Origin of the sequence: Pseudoduganella sp. UC29_106 (genome assembly GCF_044055365.1) — a bacterium.
GTDB lineage: Bacteria > Pseudomonadota > Gammaproteobacteria > Burkholderiales > Burkholderiaceae_D > Rugamonas.
The window spans coordinates 6,187,983-6,205,087 of sequence record NZ_CP171977.1; the positions used below are offsets into that span (position 1 = coordinate 6,187,983).

Genomic DNA, 17,105 nt, shown 5'->3' on the forward strand with positions numbered 1-17,105 from the left:
GGCGTGGCTGATGCCCAGCTTCTCGTCCAGGCAAGCCATGGTTTCATCGAACAGGCGGTCCAGGTCACGGCAGGCCAGCAGGCGCTCGGAGCACACGCGCAGCGCGGCCAGCGTGTTGCGCGAGGCTTCCGGCGCCGGGATTGCGTCGCGGTCAACGCGCTGCAGTTCCAGCACCTGGTAGACGTCCGACCCCAGCAGCCTGAACACGCCGCTCATGCCCGTGTGCGAAGCCAGTCCCGCCAGGCGCGCCTTCATGCTCTCGAACAGCGAGCCCTCGGTTTCCGTGCGCAGGTATTTGATCACCAGCGCATACTGGGCACCGGTGAAGGGATTGATGACCATCAGCCGCGCCAGCGGATTGGCAAGGATGTTGGCGCGCGTCTTGTTGAAGAACTGGTAGGACAGCGCGATGTGGCCGCGGTCCATGTACTGCACCTGCGACAGGTAGGAGACGTTGGGCACGCCCGCCCTGTCGGCCGTGGCCAGCACGGCGGGGATCACGCCTTCAAAACACTCGCGAATCGTATCGAGGCGCACGTCGCTCATGCGCCGGACTCCAGCGGCTTGCCGGCATTGGGTCCCGGAGTCTGCGTGAAGGCTGCCTGCGGACGGAAGCTCAGGCCCACGATTTCATCCGGCGGGCAAGTGAGCAGTAGGCGCACCATCCCGGCGTTGAATCCAAGCTGGCCCACTTCGGCCACGAAGGCGTCGCGATACGCTTCGATCAGCGGCAAGTCTTCCGGCGCGAGCGCGGCCACGCGCGCGTCATCGCTTTTCAGTTGCATCGTGCGGTGACTGGAAGGCTGGGTGAAGGCGACGGCAATGCGGCCCGTGGCGAAGATATCGCGCTGCACGGCCTGCGATTTCGATTCGGGCACGAAGACGGTCACGCTGCTGCCGTCATCGGCCACACGGCAGCCTATCCCCCGCACGAGCTCCGGCACGCCGCCTGCCGCGCAGGTGGCGACGCTGATGGACACGCCACCGCGCATGAACGCGATCTGTCCGGCATCGAGGGAAGGCTGGCTCATGTCCGGTTCATTTTATCTGAACACGAAACGCTTGGCCGTGACGAAGTTCGACAGCATGCCCGCCAGCGAGCCCGCCGCAACACCCGCCGCCGGCGCCCATACGCTGGGCGGCAATAGGTGCAGCACCAGCGTGTAGGTCGCGTAATTGATCGCGCCGCCGCCCAGCATGGCCGTCAGGTAGCGCAGCCATTCGCGGAAGGGATTGTCAGTGGCGGCGAACGTGTAGCGCCGGTTCAGGCTCCACGTGACCCAGACCGCGAACAGGAAGGACAGTAGGCGGCCCAGGTAATAGCCGCTGCCCAGTGCCAGCGCGAGATACAGCGCGCCCATGTCGGCCACCAGCCCGGCCACCCCGGTGGCGGCAAAGCGCAGGAACTGATGGGATGTCGATTTCGTCATTATTGGTTGTTTCGCAATGCCCTCGCGGGCGTCAGCCAGGAATTATAAAACAGGCACTAGCCAAGCGGCCAAACACCCTGCTATAATTGCGCGCCTTGGCCTGGTAGCTCAGTTGGTAGAGCAGAGGACTGAAAATCCTTGTGTCGGTGGTTCGATTCCGCCCCGGGCCACCAAGAACATCCCAAGCAAAACGCCGATCCCTGCAGATCGGCGTTTTGCGTTTGTAGGCGCGACAGCGCATGCTAAGATCCGCCATTCCAATGCTGGGACAGGTCTATCTACTATGGAACTCAGGCAATTGCGATACTTCGTGCGCGTGGTCGAGCTTGGAAGTATGGGGCGTGCCGCTGCGGACCTGGGCGTCGTCACATCGACACTGAGTCAGCAAATCAGCCGGCTCGAAAGCGAGCTGTCCACCCGTCTCTTGCGCCGGACCACGACAGGTATTGCGCCGACGGACGCGGGACTTGCGTTTTGGCGGCAGGCGCAGCTGGCCTTGCGGCATGCGGATGAAGCCACGCGGGTCGCACAGCAGGCAAGGTTGGCCGGTCACGTCAGTGTCGGACTCGCCCCTTCGACGGCGTCCGTCCTTGCACTGCCGTTCATGACCGCGTTGCGTCAACGCTATCCGGACGTCAGTTTGAGGCTGGTCGAGAGCCTGTCGGGCAATCTGTCCGCCATGCTCAACGCGCGGCAGCTGGATCTTGCGGTGCTATTCGAAACCGACGCGGCAAGCCATCTCAGTTCCAGTCCACTGCTCGATGAGCGCTTGTTCCTTATCGGAGCGTCCACTCTGACCGGCATGCCGGCCACCCAAAAGGTTCGGCTCAAGGACATATTGGCACTGCCGCTGGTCATGCCCAGCGGTACGCATGGGCTGCGGGCCATCGTTTCGACGGCCTTCGCACGGGCCAGATGCAAACCCAATATCGTCGCAGAGGTCGATGGCCTGGCGATTTTGATGGACGTGGTTCGCTCGGGCCTGGCCGCGACGATTCAGCCTGGCGCTGCCACAACGCGTTTGCCTGCTTCAGAGATCCGGTTGGCCGAGCTGGCGGAAAGCGGACTGCGCCGCCGCAATCTGCTGGCGAGTCTTCCCGAGGACGAGCTATCCCCGGCAGTGCTCGCCTCCCGCATTGTCCTTAGGGATGTGGTGCGAGAACTCGTGGCCAATGCCGCCTGGCCCGGCGCAAGTCTTCACGAATCGTAAACAGGCCTTGCCGGCCAGGGTACTACCTGGCATGCATGCCTTCTCCTACCATTGTTTTCCAATCAGGAGGAAAACAAATGGTGGACGTATTGGTAATTGGCGGAGGTAATGCGGCCCTTTGCGCAGCGCTGATGGCGCGTGAGGCCGGTGCTTCCGTACTACTGCTGGAAGCATCACCGCGCGAGTGGCGAGGAGGTAATTCGCAACACACCCGCAACTTGCGCTGCATGCACGAGGCGCCGCAAGATGTCCTGGTCGACGCCTATCCCGAAGAAGAATATTGGCAGGACTTGCTCAAGGTTACGGGCGGGATTACCAATGAAAAGCTGGCCCGGCTGGTGATTCGTGCTTCATCTAATTGCCGTGACTGGATGCGTAGTCACGGTGTGCGCTTCCAGGCGCCGCTGTCGGGAGCCTTGCACGTAGCACGCACCAATGCTTTCTTTATGGGCGGTGGCAAGGCGCTGGTCAACGCGTACTATCGCAGCGCCGAGCGGCTTGGCGTCCAGATCCGGTATTCCACGCCAGTGATTTCATTGGAACTCGATGACGGACGTTTTGTTGCCGCCCTGACGGCTGGCGGGGAGCGCATTCCAGCCAAGAGTTGCGTACTTGCGGCTGGCGGCTTCGAATCGAATCGGGACTGGCTGCGCGAGGCCTGGGGCCAGAACGAACGCGGTGAATGGCCTTCGGACAATTTTCTGATCCGGGGCACGCGTTTCAACGAAGGCATACTTCTCAAGCATATGATGGGCGCCGGCGCGGACACGATTGGCGACCCGACGCAGGCGCACATGGTGGCGATTGATGCGCGTGCTCCCTTATATGACGGCGGTATTTGCACGCGCATCGATTGCGTCTCGCTTGGTGTGGTTGTGAATCGCGATGGCGCCCGGTTCTACGATGAGGGCCAGGATTTCTGGCCGAAGCGTTATGCGATATGGGGCCGTCTCGTTGCCAGGCAGCCCGGCCAGGTTGCGTACTCGATCATCGACCAGAAGGCGATCGGCCGGTTCATGCCTCCGGTATTCCCAGGCGTTACCGCCAGCTCATTGCCGGAACTGGCATTCAAGCTTGGATTGCCGCAGGACGCCTTCGTGAAGACGATGGCGGACTATAACGCCGCGTGCCAGCCAGGTGATTTCGACCACGCCGCGCTAGACAACTGCCACACCCAGGACTTGATGCCCCCTAAAACGCACTGGGCGCGGCCCATCGATACGCCGCCCTTCTACGGCTACGCACTAAAGCCAGGCGTCACCTTTACTTACCTTGGTCTCAAGGTCAATGAAGAGGCCGCCGTCCATTTCAACGGGTGCCCCAGCCCTAACCTCTTCGTCGCTGGCGAAATGATGGCCGGGAACGTCCTCGGCCAGGGTTATACGGCTGGCGTCGGCATGTCCATTGGTACTGCCTTCGGCCGCATTGCGGGCACCCAGGCTGCCAAAGCCGCTACACGGAAAGTGAACCATGCAACAGCTTGAAGCAATCATTCGCGAGGGTAGAGCACTGGCTGCCCCGGCCTATCCCGTTATTCCTATCCTTAGCGCCAGCGAGGCGGAAGTGAGTCGCCAGATGACGATTTGCAATTCCTGCCGCTACTGCGAAGGGTATTGCGCCGTGTTCCCCGCCATGACGCGGCGGCTGGAGTTCGTGAAGGCAGACATTCACTATCTCGCCAACCTTTGCCATAACTGCGGCGCGTGCCTGCATGCGTGCCAATATGCGCCGCCGCACGAATTCGCGATCAATGTGCCACAGGCCTTGGCCAAGGTACGCGTAGAGACCTACGCTGACTATGCGTGGCCACCGGCACTCGGGGCACTGTACAAGCGCAATGGCTTGATGCTTTCAGTCGCATTGGTTTCGGCGTTGACGTTGTTCCTGGCCCTGGCTGCGGGACTTCGAGGCTCGCTATTCAACGTCAACCCTGGCGCAAGCTTCTATTCCATCTTCCCGCATCAGCTGATGGTGAACCTGTTTGCGCCAATCTTCCTGTTCGCCGCGTTGGCGCTTGGCCTTGGAGTCCGGAGGTTCTGGCGTGATGTCTCGCCTGGCCAGGCTTCACTGGAATCCATGGGGGATGCTGTCGATAAGGTGCTGCGGCTGAAATTCCTGGATGGTGGGCACGGCGATGGATGCAATAACTCAGATGACGCTTACACGCTCGCGCGCCGCCGCTTCCATCACTTGACGTTTTACGGCTTTATGCTGTGCTTCGCCGCCACCGGCGTCGCTACGCTGTTTCACTACCTCTTCGGCTGGGAAGCGCCTTACGGCTACACCACGCTCCCCAAGCTGCTCGGCATTGCAGGCGGTGTTTCCTTATTGGCCGGCACGACAGGCCTGTTCTGGCTGAACCTGCGCCGGCATCCGCTGCAAGGTGACGCGGCCCAGAAACCGATGGACAGGGGCTTCATCGCATTGCTTTTCCTCGTCGCGCTAAGCGGATTGGCGCTGCTGCCGGCCCGTGCGACGCCGTTCCTGCCATCGGTCCTGTGCATCCACCTGGCATCCGTCATGGCTTTGTTCGCGACACTGCCCTACGGGAAGTTTGCCCACGGTGTTTTCAGGAGCGCTGCACTGCTCAAGTGGGCAATCGAGAAAAGGCAACCGAACCGCCTTCAACTGGGCGGCGACTAAAAAAATCCAGTTGACTGCATACAGCCAAACCAAAAACACGATATCGGAGATGAATAACATGAATTGCCAGACTCAGGCCGCCGTCAGCGAAAAGGCAGTTGCGGCGCCTTCAAAAATCGGCGCCGTTCTGCGCGTGACGAGCGGGAACTTCTTGGAACAGTTTGATTTCTTCCTGTTCGGCTTCTATGCCAACTACATTTCGAAGGTCTTTTTCCCCGTCGACAGCGAGTTTGCGTCCCTGATGCTGACCTTTTCCGTGTTCGGCGCCGGCTTCCTGATGCGACCATTAGGCGCAATTATCCTGGGTGGGTATATCGACAGCGTCGGCCGCCGCCAGGGCCTGATCGTCACATTGTCGATTATGGCCAGTGGTACTGTCCTGATTGCGTTGGTTCCGAGCTACGCCACAATTGGATTACTCGCCCCCGCGCTGGTGCTGGTTGGACGACTGCTTCAAGGCTTCTCGGCTGGCGCCGAACTGGGCGGCGTATCCGTGTATTTGGCGGAGATCGCGACGCCGGGGCATAAAGGGTTCTACACCGCCTGGCAGTCCGCCAGCCAGCAAGTTGCGATTGTTTTCGCCGCGGCTATCGGCTACGGATTGAATCTGTGGTTGTCGGCAGAAGAACTGTCAACCTGGGGATGGCGCATGCCGTTCCTGATTGGCTGCGCCATCGTGCCGCTCATTTTCTTCCTGCGACGCAGCTTGCAGGAGACCTCCGCGTTTCAGGCGCGCCGGCATCACCCCGGCACCCGTGAAATTTTCCACTCGATGCTGCAAAACTGGCGGACAGTGTTGACCGGGATGCTCTTCGTGGCAATGACGACGACGACGTTTTATCTCATCACCGTCTACACGCCGACCTTTGGCCGGAAGGTGCTGCATCTGAGCGCAGCGGATAGTCTCCTCGTTACGCTTCTGGTCGGTGTGTCGAACTTCGTCTGGCTTCCGATCGGCGGCGCACTCTCCGATAAAGTGGGCAGAAAACCAATTCTGATCGCGATATCCACTCTTGCTCTGTTGACCGCATACCCAGCCATGTCCTGGCTTGCAGCAGCGCCAAGTTTTGCTCATTTGCTTGCGGTGTTACTGTTGTTCTCGTCTTACTTTGGGTTGTACAACGGCGCCATGGTTGTGGCGCTGACCGAAGTGATGCCGGTGAGCGTGCGCGTGGTTGGTTTTTCGCTGGCTTTCAGCCTCTCTACCGCGTTGTTCGGCGGGTTCACGCCGGCCATATCCACGTACTTGATCGATGTGACCGGCAATAGCGCCGGGCCGGGCATTTGGTTGAGTTGCGCCGCGCTGAGCGGATTGCTCGCTACCTTGATCTTCTATCGGCGTGATGGCGCCGCGAATCGTGCCTTGGCAATTGCATCACCAGGAAAGAGTCGCCCGGAGTGAAAAAGAGCGTAGCTCAGGGCTGGGATGCCGCCAACTGCGGCAGGATCTCCTTGCCGATCTCTTCAAGCACGTCGCCGGCGTTGCGCGCGCCGTACTTGAAGTTAAGGATGACGTGATTGACCCCGATCGAGCGTAGCGCCTCGAGGAAGCGCAGGACGAAATGCCGTCCGGCGCGAAAGCCCAGGTGGATCGGCGTGGGCGCCGCGTCGGGATAGTCGCTCAGATCGACATAGAACGATTGCACGAACGGCTTGAAGACACCGGGCGCCGCAGTTCCCACGGCGGCGCGCCAGTGCGCTGCGACCTCGGCCTGGCGCTCGAGTCCGCGCGGGTAGGTAATCCACCCGTCCGCATTTTTCGCGATCCATTCCAGTGGCTGCCCGCTGTGACCGGTAACCAGCAGTGGCACGGGAGTCATCGGCTTGGGCACCAGGTCCGCGGTCCCGGCCAGCGTGCCGTAGGACGACTGGAGCATCGGGAACGCCTCGGCAAGGGTGGCGCGCACGACCCGCAGGTTGTCGCGGAACAGAGTGGAACGCTGTTCAAAGTCGACCCCGAAGGCCGGGAACTCCACCGGCCGGTCGCCCGAGGCAATGCCGAGGACCAGGCGGTTGCCCGACAGCCGGTCGACCGATGCCGCGCCCTTGGCGGTATGCAGGGGGTGACGCAGGGTAAGGACCAAGGAGCCGGTCGCCAGCGTGATCTCGCTGGTCTGCGCCTCGATCCAGCCAAGATAGACCCACGGATCGTACACCTGCCCCACGTCGCCGAAGCCCGGGTCGCGCAGCGGAACGTCGCGGAACCACAGCGCGGCGTATCCCAGCTCTTCAGCACGACGGGCCAGGCCTTCCTGCCCAAGCATGCTGGGTTGGTCGCCGGAAAATGCCTCGATTGGGAAGAACACGCCGAGCGTCAACCGGTCCGGCGCAAACATTCGCGTAAAGCCTCTGGAATCGCCTGGCCTGGCCGTCCGGTTCGGTGTCAGCATGTCTGCCATGACTTCCCCCGCGCGTTGAATTGCCATCCTCGACAAAGCCATGAAGGAATACCGATGGCCAAGGTCCGCAGCGTGGGCGCGGCGCCGACGCTGCCGCAGTCAGTGCGCCCGCGGCCGTGGGGCGTGCTGCCCCTTCGTCACGTGCGGGACACGCGCCTGCACGGCAAAGCGCAGTGCGTCGATCAGCGCCTCATCGTCGAAGCTGCCTTCATACGGCTCGCCATTGATGAAGAAACTTGGCGTGCCAGCCGCGCCGCTGCGCACGGCGCTCATGAAGTCCTCCTTCACCTTGGGAAGAAAGCGGTGGGATGCCGAATCGTCGGTGAAACGCTGCATGTCGAGCCCCAGGCGCTGCCCCAGTCGCGTTAGCAGCGCTGGGCTGAGCAGGTCCTGGTTCTCGTAGATCAGGTCGTGCAGGGGCCAGAACTTGCCCTGCGCGCCGGCCGCTTCGGCCGCCTCGGCCGCTAGTTGCGCCATCGGGCGGATCTGGGTCAGCGGCATGTGACGGAACACGAAACGCACATCGTCACCCATCGTCGCCAGCACGTTCTTCAAATAAAAATGCGCCGTTCTGCAGTGCGGGCACTGGAAATCGCCGTACTCGACCAGGGTCACCGGCGCATCTGCCGGTCCGAGCACGTGGTCATTTTCGTCGACTGGCTTTGCTAAACTCATGATGTACTCCCATCCATTTCCCCCAGCACCTTGAGGATGCCGTCGGCGCCCGGATTGATGCCGATCGGGGAAACATAAGTCCAGCGCACCACGCCTTCCTCATCGATGATGAACAAGGCCCGTTCGCTCACCCCTTCCCTGGTCCGGTATACGCTGTAGCCGCGGGCAACTTCGCCCTTGGGCTCGAAGTCGGACAGCAGCGCAAGTTTGTAGCCGCGCTGCTCGCGAAAGGCAGCATGGCACCAGGCGCCGTCGACTGAAATGCCGATGCAAATCGCCTTGTGTCTGGCGAACTCATCGCGCAGTTCGTTGTAAAGCGCCAGCTGATCGCCGCAGACGGGACTCCAGTCGGCAGGATAGAACGCGAGAATCACCCGCTGGCCGCGAAACTCCGAGAGTTTTACGCGCTGGTCGGGAGTGGAATTCAGTTCAAACTCTGGGGCAAGTGTGCCCGCTTGCAATGCGTCCATGCTGACCCCCTCGATCACATAAAAACCCGGTAACCCGTCGAACGGGAGGTGGCGAGCCAAACTACCACTTTATATCAGATGGCGGGAAGGGCAAGGCTGGAAAAGGATGACCGGGTTTCACAACTTTGTCTGCTGCGTGGCTCATGGCCGGTCTCCCGTGACCGGGCTGTCGCGCGGATGGTCGTTACGGCCGCGGGGCACGTTCAGGTACCTGAGACTGAGGACGGCATAACAAATCATCGCAGCGGTAAGACCAAGCAGGATGTAATCAATCCTGGGCAATAGCAGTGCAAGCCCGCTCAACATGAAGACGACCAGGGTGTTGACGACCAGCTGCCGCCGCAACTCGGGAATCTCCATGAAGTAAGCGTACTGCTTGCCGATGAAAAAGCAGACCGCACCGATGGCAGCCAGCACCCTGAAATCGGAAACCACCATGTTGTCCATGATCGCGTGCCGGATCAGGCTGGCCAGGATCGACAGCCCGATGAAGACGAAAAAGTGCGAGTAAATCACCGAATGGCCGGTCGTGAGCTTCTGTCTGGTCAGCAAGTGAAAACTGTCAAAGTAGACCCACCAGATCGCCGATATCATCACAAACCCGGTGACGGCGGTCAGCAGCGTCTCCTCAGTCCAGCTGAAGTTGGCCAGTCCCACAGACAGGCTGCTGACGGACTCTCCCAGTAAGATGATCGTGAGCAGGCCCACACGCTCGATCAGGTGTTTGGTATGCACGGGGATGACCTCGAGCCGAGGCGGCAAGAAAAAAGATGAACGCAAGCAGATCGAATGCTATGCCCACGTAAAACACGACATATCGCTGTGGCGCCGGGAACAGGATCGAAGCGAGGCTGATGCTGGCGCCAGCGACGATCACCCAGCAAACTGCCGTTGTGAGTTTGTCGCTTTCCTTGTGCCGGTACTTTGACACGAAGTACATCACGGCGATGATGTATTTCGAGAGGGCGTAGCAGACGACAATGGCGTCAAAGCTGGCCAGGAATCGTCGGTCGATCAAGCCCGAGATGATGATCAGCAGGAACATGATGCACAGGGTTGCCAGCCGATGCTTGCGGTCATCCGCGTCGAACCGGTTGGCATAGACCGTATGGCTGGCCCATATCCACCACAGCGGTATGAAGATCAGGACGAATTTCCAGAACTGGAGCGGGTCGAGATGACCCTCGTGCGTGTGGCTCAGGATATGCGTTACGTCACCGATCGTCACCACAAAAATCAGGTCGAAGAACAACTCGAGCCAAGTGGCGGTGCGATTGGGCTCGAAATATTTTGTGTTGTGCATATCGTCTGGTCCCCGTTGGCCATGTCAGATTTTCCAGGCCGGACAGACCGATTGTAGTCCTCGTTCCTGCCGCGGGCCCTGTGAGTCGTGTTTGACGTCGGCAAGGGTCAACCGCGGGCGTCGTGAAGAAGCTTCGCCCCGCCAGGACGACGGATAACGCCAAACGCCGCGTTCGGGCGATATCCTGTTTTCCGGGCTATACTCGCTGCCATGATGAAGGCCGCTATCGCTGCACGCTGCAACGCTTGCTCCCAGACCGGGAGCGGATCGCTTGCGCCCGTCGTGCCTGGCCTGCTCTTCAACCGCAATCTCGCCTGGCTTTCCTAGGCTCGGTGGGGCCGGTCGGACTAATCCGGCATCCTTCGCCTCTCCGAGCCTCCCTCAGCTTCCCGCTTGCTTCATGCTGAATCGAAAACCAGGAGATATTCCAATGAAACCCCACATCACCATCTCATCGCTCGACGCCGACCGCCTGGAAGCGCTGATCAGCGCCATGCGGCCTGACAACCTCGCCGGCCGTGCGCTGCTCAATGAAATCACGCGCGCCGATATCCTGGCGCCGGAAGACATGCCGGCCGACGTCGTCACGATGAATTCCACGGTCCGCTTTGAAATTGCCGGGTCGACCGAAGTGCGTTGCCTGACCCTCGCCTACCCCAGGGATATGGCGCAACTGCCGAACGGCATTTCCATCCTCACGCCCATCGGCTCCGCCCTGCTGGGTCTATCCGTAGGCGACACCATCGACTGGCCCGGTCCCGACGGCCAGCTCCTGACGGTGCGCGTGCTGGAAGTGGTGCGCTAACCCCATTCGGGGTCAGCTCTGTCATTCGGACAGCTAGCGCTAGCTTTTGATCTATCTCAATACGCAAAATCGGCTGAATTTTCGTATTGAGGAATATCAAAGAATTGGTGCGCGTGTCCGAATGACAGACCTGACCCCGGATTTGGGCCGGGCTTTATTCCGATATGTCGATGCGCCGGTACTCGGGGTCGGCGGTGATTTGGGCTTCCGTGTAGGGGAGCGTTATCCATTTGCCGGCTGCGTAAAGCCTGGTCAGGTCGCTGAAGTGGGCGCTTTCGGGGTTCGACGATTGGCCGTAGCTCAGCATGCCTTCGGCGACGGGGCCGTCATCGCCCCAGGTCACGAACTGGAGGTAGCTGTTGCCGTAGGCGCCGGCGTTGGTCGCCGGATGGCCGGTGTAGATCCAGTTGCCGGGTGCTACCTGGGTCTTTACGCCGCGCCAGTTGTAGAAAGTGTAGCGCCCTCCGGGGATGGACTGCGGACCTCCACTGCGCGAAAGGATTTGCACATCCTGCGGACGCACGCGCCGTTTAGCAGCGCTGTCGAATTGCGAGGAGGCGACGAGTTCCTCCAGCCTGGCCAGCGCAGCGTCGATGCCGGCGGCGCCACGCGGCGTTTCCAGCGGGTCGGCCGGATCGAGCGGGACCCTCCACCAGGAAGCAGCATTCAGCTCGCCCAGCGCCGTATACAGCTCCTGGAACAGGATCGCCCCCGAGCTGCCGGGCGTATGCGTCTTGTCCCGATCCTGCAGCACCGCGCAGGCGTCCCTGGCGGCGGCAGAAGCGGAGCTTGAGGCCAGGCAGGCGCTGACAAATTCGGGCAGCCATTTCTCCGCCTTGAAGAAGCGGCCCTGAAGGTAGAGCTGCTGCAGCCTGGCGATGTTGAAGCGGTTGCCTGCCGCGCCGTCCGTGCCGGCCAGCCGGTCGCGCACGATGGCGTGGCCGGTGCGGGTGCGATTGTTCGCCGCCACGCCCTCGGCGTAGGGGCCGGTAGCGATGATGCGCGGATAGCCGGTGAGGAAGCTGTTCATGCTCGGCCACCAGTGGCTGTCATTCGAGTTGAGCACATAGTCGCTGCGCTTGACCCACGGGCGCTTGTCGGCGCCGACCGCGCCAGCCCAGTCGCAGGCGGAGCTGGCGCCGCTCATGACGACCACGCCTGACGAGGCCATGATGTTGCGGAACGGGCCGACCACGCAGGCATCCAGCTGGGCGTCGGACACATTAGCCGCCACCGAGTAGTTGGCGTACAGCGCATTGCCCTTGCGGTCGGCGGCCATGGTGTTCACCCAGGGCATGGCGGTGTAGGTTGCCGCCGCTTCGCGCAGTTCGTCCACGCTGTCGGATTTGCCGTTCAGGATGACCTGGTCGATCAGCTTGTAGTTCGTCAGGTTCGCATCCTGGATGGCGAAGGCGGACGACGCTCCCCAGGCAAACGAGCCATCCATCAGCATCGGCCCGAACTCGGTCGTGTACAGGGTGCGCGACAAGGTGGTCATGCTGCCGTCCGCGGCTTTCGCGCTGATGGTCAGCGGCACGGCCGTCATCGCAACCGGCTTGCCATCCTTGATGTAGCGCGTCGGGCTGGAAGGGTCGAGCGTCAGGTAGCGCAAGGTGAAGCGGTTGTCGGTCGAGAAGGTGTGGGTCCACGCGACCTTGTTGTTAAAGCCGATCAGGGGCAGCGGCACGCCCATCAGCGTCGCGCCATACACGTCATAGCCCTTGTTGCTGACGGTCAGGTGCAGCTGGTTCAGGCGCAAGGCGCCCCACCACGGAAAGTGCGGATTGCCGAACACAATGCCCTTGCCGCTTTCAGTCACGTCCTTGCCCAGGCCGAAGCCGTTGGAGCCGATCGTATGGTCCTGGATGGCCTGCAGGCTGCGGGCAATCGAGGAATTCGCGTAGTCGATGGCCGGCAATTTCCCCTTGCGCAGGCCGGACAGCGCGATGCCGGCGGCCGGTGGCTGCGCCGAGCCAATTTGCCTGACGAAGGCCAGCGAGCTGGCCACCGTCGTTGCTTGCGCAAAGCGCAGGTAGGCGTCGTCTTCGGTCATCGGCTGGACCCAGGCCGCGTTACGGCAAGCGGCGGGCAGGCCATCGGCGCCCGCTTCCCTCAGGTAGCGGTTGTAGCCGGCGGTGAAGCCGGCGGCGAGGTCTTGCGCGTCGGGACTCGCAGCCTCCCGCATCTTTGCCGCCAACGCCTGCGTGAACAGCAGCTTGTAAAAGAAGTCGGAATCGACATTGCCGAAACTGTCGCCCAACTGGCCGAGGTAGCCGCCGGCCATGCCAAAGTATCTGGCGCGCTCGCCGTGCAGCGTCACCAGTTCCTCGGCATAGAGGCAGATATTCTCCTGCGCGAACGCATATCCGTAGCCATAGCCGGCGCCCTTGAAGTCGTTGGCCTTGATGTGCGGCACGCCATAGGACGTGTAGCGGATCGTGGCGCTGTAGGGCTTGGGCGCGGAAGCCGAAACCAGTGACGCCAGCCGTTGCGGCGGGGCGCTGTCTTTATCGCTGCTGCCGCAGGCAGCCAGTAGTGTGAAGGGTAGGATCGCCAGGATGCCACTGGCTGGGGAGCGTGGTTTCATCTGTTTCCTTTTTTGCGACGGGTGGATCGGCCAAAGCTGGAAAGATTTCCAATTTGCCAAATCTACTACGACGCATCGGACGCGCGATACCATCTATCACAAGAACAGCTGAGTCCTGGTTATTTTGTTGTGCGCTTCAAACGCACGGCGTCCCTTGCAATCGGCAAGCAGGCATTGCTGCGGGAAGCGGGAGGAAGGGACGCGGACGCGCGCAGGAAAAGGCTAGGCCGCGCCTTCGTCGACGGCCTTGAGCGCCAGCGCCGCCATGGCGCGGGCGCCTTCGTAGGATTTGACCGCGGCGATGAAGCGCCCGTTGTGGCAGAAGGTGGCGTCCGGCACGCCGGTGACTGCGGCCAGCTCCGCATCGCGCAGCCCGGCCCAGGATTCCGGAAGATCGGCCCGCGCATCAAAGCTTTCGGGGCTGACGGGCACCGTGTGCAGCATGTAGCGCTGCTCGGCGATGCTGTGGCTGATCACGAACAGCACCTTGGGCATTTCCTTGCGCACGATCTGCGTCCACGGCAAGGCGCCGTTTTTCAGGAACAGGACCTTGCCGCCTTCCAGCACTTCCGACTGGCGCACCTGTTCCACCGCGAGCAAGGCGCCGACGCGGTATTTGACTGAATTCACGAGGATATCGGTCAGCAGGGACATCGCGCGGCGGAACTGGCCCAGCCGATACTCGTCCGCAGCGGGGCCGTAGTTCAGCCTTTGTTCGTCCAGCCAGTTGGGATTGAAGCCGGATACCACCGCGGACAAGCCATAACCGCCGGGCGCGCTCTTGGCAGCGCCGACATCGGCCAGGTCCAGGTACTGCACCAGTTCCGCATCGATGGCGTAAGCCATCTCGCGTGCCTTGTCTTCCGACAGCTGATGTCCCGCATGCGCCAGGGCCAGCGCAGTCACGCAACGCGGCCCGTACTCGCGCCACACCAGGCCCGCGCTGGCATAAGGGACGCCGGTCTGCCTGGCAGCGCCGAAGCCCTTCTGGTGGTGGTCGAAGCGGCCGGTGGCCGGGTCCCAGATGCCGCCGACATCGACCGCGAAGTCGGCCGCTTCGATCGTGGCCGGATCGCGCGTGCGGATGATTTCGGCGTCCGGGGAACAGGACGTTGAGGACGGCGACCGCCCACGCGTCATCCGCGTGGAACTTGCCGCCATGAGTCACGATGACCATGGGGCTTCCAGTACTTGCATTGATATAGCGAGGATCATATCCCGATTGTGGCATGGACCGCGTCCCCCACGGTCAGCCCTTCAAGGCCACCATCAGGCGCTTCTTCAAATCGTCGGGCAGGCCGAGCGCATCGCTCTGCAACGCCTGCATCGCGTTCGGCTGGTATTCGGCCGGCTGCTCGCGGAAGGTTTTCACCAGCTCGGCCACCACTTCCTGACGCTCCGGCTCGGACATCGCGGCATACGCTTCCCGCATCTTCGCCTGCTCCGCCTTCATTTCCTGGAACTGCCGCAGCTGCATGCGCAGCATGCCGATCATTTGCGGCGGCATATTGGCCATCCCGGCACGCAGCTCGCGCACATCGGGGATCTCGTCCGGTCCGGCTCCCGCCGCCTTGGCCATCATGGTCACGGTCTGCTCGTACTCGGCCCACTCGGCATCGGTGAACGGCTTCGCGCCGGTGTCGTTGAAACCTGCCGCCTGCAGGCTTGCCGTCGCCTCGGACGACATGCCCGGCCGCGGCCTGAAGCCGCCCATGCCAGGCATCATGCCCAGCAAGCCCGCGCCCGGCACGTCCGCCAGCGCTTCCCCCGCCAGGCCCGTGGCTTTTTCCTTGGCGTAGGCAATCAGCTTTTCCTTCAGCGCCTGCTTGACGTAGCCGATAACAATGGCGGCCAGCGGACCAACCGCATAGGCGGGTGTTGCCAGGCTGATCGCCAGCGCGGCGACGACGAGCATGCGTTTCACGGAGTTTCCCCTGATTTAACAAAGCTGCTATTTTAGCCACTTTTCCTGGCACTTTCATTATCGCCAGGCAGAAACTGTTGCGTCAGCGCGCCGGGTCGGATGCCCGGGCCTGGCGCTCGACAGGCCAGATGATTTTGCGGACCGTACAGCTGCGGCCGGCCGCCTTGGCTTCGTAAAGGGCGTTGTCGGCCAGCGAGTACAGGCCTGCCGCATCGATTTCGGCGCCGGGTAGCACGCAGACCAGGCCAAAGGACATGGTGACCACGCCGGCCGGGTTGTCCTCATGGGACAGGCCAAGCTGCTCGATACGGTGGCGCACCGCTTCCACCAGCTGCCAGGCTTCGTCGGGGCCGGGCGCGGCAAACAGCATGGCAAACTCCTCGCCGCCAAGACGGAAAGCGTAATCGGCGGCGCGGTGCATGGCTTCGCGCATCAGACGGGATGCCTGCTGGAGCGCGGCGTCGCCTTGCGGATGGCCGTAGCGGTCGTTGTACTTCTTGAAGTTGTCCATATCGCCGATGCAGAAGGCCAGCATCGCATCGCTGCGGCGCGCGCGCAGGATCTCGCGCGGGAACACGACGTTGAAGTAGCGGCGGTTGTGCAGGTTCGTGAGCGGGTCGACGATCGCCTGCTGTTTCAGCTCCTCGTTCAACGTACGCAGCGCCTCGTTCTGCTCGTGCAGCGTGGCCTGCGCCGCCATCAGCTGCGTCAGATGGCGCCATAGAAGGCCAATCAGCGCCAGCATCAGCAGGATGGACGCGCCGCCGATCAGCAATGCCTGCTGTCGCCGCTCATGCCAGGGCCGAAGCACTTCATCTTCGCGCTGGGCCACCACCACCAGCAGCGGGAAATGCGGAACGCGCGCGAAGGACACCAGCCGCGCCGTGCCGTCCATTACGCTGGTATCGGTGGTAAAGCTGCCGGATTCATCATCCTTGTATTGCGCCCAGTACGGCGAGCGTGACAAGTCGCGCGCGCCCGCTCCCGGCAGGGCGGGACTTTCCACCAGCACCGGACCGCCGGCGCTTACGAGCATCACACGCACGCCCTTGCCCGCATCGAGCGTGCGATAGAACTCGCCGAAGTAATCGGTGCGCATGCTGCACAATATGACACCCTTCAACGTACCGTTTTCATTGCGCTGGCTGCGCGTCAGCGCGAATACCTGACGGTCGTTGACCTTGCTCTTGTAGGTCGGTGTCACGAACAGTGAGCCATCCTTGTGCGACTTGTGGTAGCTGTAATAGCCGGTGTCGCTGGCATCGGCCGGCTCCATCAGCTGGGCGCCGCTGACAGCCAGTACCTTGCCATCGCCGTCGATGATGGTGAGCTTGGAAATCTGCGGCAGTTCCATCGAGTAGCGCCGCAGGATGCGCTCCAGGGCGAAGCGGTTGTCCCAGGTCAGCGCCAGGCCGCTGCGCGCGATCTCTCCCATTGCCGCCTGCATCACGCGATCGGCCTCGCCCACGGAGCGGGCGGCGTGTTCCTTCAGCGCGGCGGCAATCTGGCGATTTTCCGCATCCGCGTCGGCTATGGTGGTGCGATAGTCGCGCTGGGCGGACACGTACTGCACGTACACATAGACAAGGGGGAACACCACGGCCAATACGAGCAAGCCCTGGCGCATCAACCGCAAACGCGAAGAATTCATGCCTTGCT

16 protein-coding genes, 1 tRNA gene and 1 pseudogene are annotated in these 17,105 nt (G+C 62.1%); 6 read left to right on the forward strand and 12 right to left on the reverse strand.

The window, feature by feature from the left end; all coding sequences use genetic code 11:
- Positions 1-369 precede the first annotated feature (369 nt).
- The 3 genes and pseudogenes from ACHMW6_RS30830 to ACHMW6_RS30840 form a co-directional block, all read right to left on the reverse strand.
- A pseudogene (locus tag ACHMW6_RS30830) lies at positions 370-546 on the reverse strand (GAF domain-containing protein); the annotation flags it as partial.
- The gene (locus ACHMW6_RS30835; protein WP_395402789.1) at positions 543-1,031 is read right to left on the reverse strand and encodes a hypothetical protein; all 489 of its coding nucleotides are present in this window, start codon (positions 1,029-1,031) and stop codon (positions 543-545) included. The gene ACHMW6_RS30835 and the pseudogene ACHMW6_RS30830, both read right to left, overlap by 4 nt.
- Before the next feature lie 12 nt (positions 1,032-1,043).
- Positions 1,044-1,430 (reverse strand): GtrA family protein, encoded by a 387-nt coding sequence (locus ACHMW6_RS30840; RefSeq protein WP_395402791.1) that lies wholly within the window; start codon positions 1,428-1,430, stop codon positions 1,044-1,046.
- Positions 1,431-1,527: 97 nt separating this feature from the next.
- Here ACHMW6_RS30840 and ACHMW6_RS30845 point away from each other — a divergent pair.
- The 5 genes from ACHMW6_RS30845 (at position 1,528) to ACHMW6_RS30865 (ending at position 6,685) form a co-directional block, all read left to right on the forward strand.
- Positions 1,528-1,603: transfer RNA gene (locus ACHMW6_RS30845), tRNA-Phe, on the forward strand.
- Positions 1,604-1,713: 110 nt separating this feature from the next.
- Positions 1,714-2,640 (forward strand): LysR family transcriptional regulator, encoded by a 927-nt coding sequence (locus tag ACHMW6_RS30850; protein ID WP_395402793.1) that lies wholly within the window; start codon positions 1,714-1,716, stop codon positions 2,638-2,640.
- A 77-nt stretch (positions 2,641-2,717) separates the two neighbouring features.
- Entirely contained in the window at positions 2,718-4,124 is a 1,407-nt protein-coding gene (tcuA, locus tag ACHMW6_RS30855; protein WP_395402795.1) for an FAD-dependent tricarballylate dehydrogenase TcuA, read from the forward strand.
- Positions 4,111-5,283 (forward strand): tricarballylate utilization 4Fe-4S protein TcuB, encoded by a 1,173-nt coding sequence (gene tcuB, locus ACHMW6_RS30860; RefSeq protein ID WP_395402797.1) that lies wholly within the window; start codon positions 4,111-4,113, stop codon positions 5,281-5,283. Before tcuA ends, tcuB begins: the two co-directional genes overlap by 14 nt.
- Before the next feature lie 58 nt (positions 5,284-5,341).
- On the forward strand, positions 5,342-6,685 hold the full coding sequence (locus ACHMW6_RS30865) for an MFS transporter (RefSeq protein ID WP_395408755.1): 1,344 nt from the start codon (positions 5,342-5,344) through the stop codon (positions 6,683-6,685).
- A 13-nt stretch (positions 6,686-6,698) separates the two neighbouring features.
- Here the strand turns inward: ACHMW6_RS30865 and ACHMW6_RS30870 are convergent, their stop codons facing one another.
- The 5 genes from ACHMW6_RS30870 to ACHMW6_RS30890 form a co-directional block, all read right to left on the reverse strand.
- Entirely contained in the window at positions 6,699-7,682 is a 984-nt protein-coding gene (locus ACHMW6_RS30870; protein WP_395402799.1) for an LLM class oxidoreductase, read from the reverse strand.
- 99 nt (positions 7,683-7,781) lie between these two features.
- On the reverse strand, positions 7,782-8,357 hold the full coding sequence (locus ACHMW6_RS30875; protein WP_395402801.1) for a DsbA family protein: 576 nt from the start codon (positions 8,355-8,357) through the stop codon (positions 7,782-7,784).
- Entirely contained in the window at positions 8,354-8,827 is a 474-nt protein-coding gene (locus ACHMW6_RS30880; protein ID WP_395402803.1) for a redoxin domain-containing protein, read from the reverse strand. Before ACHMW6_RS30880 ends, ACHMW6_RS30875 begins: the two co-directional genes overlap by 4 nt.
- Before the next feature lie 141 nt (positions 8,828-8,968).
- Complete coding sequence (locus ACHMW6_RS30885; RefSeq protein WP_395402805.1) at positions 8,969-9,562, reverse strand: low temperature requirement protein A; 594 nt, start codon at positions 9,560-9,562, stop codon at positions 8,969-8,971.
- A complete protein-coding gene (locus tag ACHMW6_RS30890; protein ID WP_395402807.1) occupies positions 9,456-10,130 on the reverse strand; it encodes a low temperature requirement protein A in 675 nt (224 codons plus the stop codon). The genes ACHMW6_RS30885 and ACHMW6_RS30890 overlap by 107 nt, the downstream gene beginning before the upstream one ends.
- A gap of 430 nt (positions 10,131-10,560) precedes the next feature.
- On the opposite strand from ACHMW6_RS30890, the gene rnk reads away from it, so the two are divergent.
- Positions 10,561-10,935, forward strand: a complete 375-nt coding sequence (gene rnk, locus ACHMW6_RS30895) for a nucleoside diphosphate kinase regulator (RefSeq protein ID WP_395402809.1) — start codon at positions 10,561-10,563, stop codon at positions 10,933-10,935.
- Positions 10,936-11,089: 154 nt separating this feature from the next.
- On the opposite strand, the gene ACHMW6_RS30900 is transcribed toward rnk, so the two are convergent.
- From ACHMW6_RS30900 to ACHMW6_RS30915, 4 genes are all read right to left on the reverse strand, one after another.
- Positions 11,090-13,522 (reverse strand): penicillin acylase family protein, encoded by a 2,433-nt coding sequence (locus tag ACHMW6_RS30900; protein WP_395402811.1) that lies wholly within the window; start codon positions 13,520-13,522, stop codon positions 11,090-11,092.
- 222 nt (positions 13,523-13,744) lie between these two features.
- Positions 13,745-14,662: an MYG1 family protein gene (locus tag ACHMW6_RS30905; protein WP_395402813.1), complete on the reverse strand. Its 918-nt coding sequence runs from the start codon at positions 14,660-14,662 to the stop codon at positions 13,745-13,747.
- A gap of 109 nt (positions 14,663-14,771) precedes the next feature.
- Positions 14,772-15,446, reverse strand: coding sequence for a hypothetical protein (locus ACHMW6_RS30910; RefSeq protein WP_395402814.1), 675 nt, complete (start codon positions 15,444-15,446; stop codon positions 14,772-14,774).
- Positions 15,447-15,528: 82 nt separating this feature from the next.
- Positions 15,529-17,097, reverse strand: coding sequence for a diguanylate cyclase (locus ACHMW6_RS30915; protein WP_395402815.1), 1,569 nt, complete (start codon positions 17,095-17,097; stop codon positions 15,529-15,531).
- Positions 17,098-17,105 lie beyond the last annotated feature (8 nt).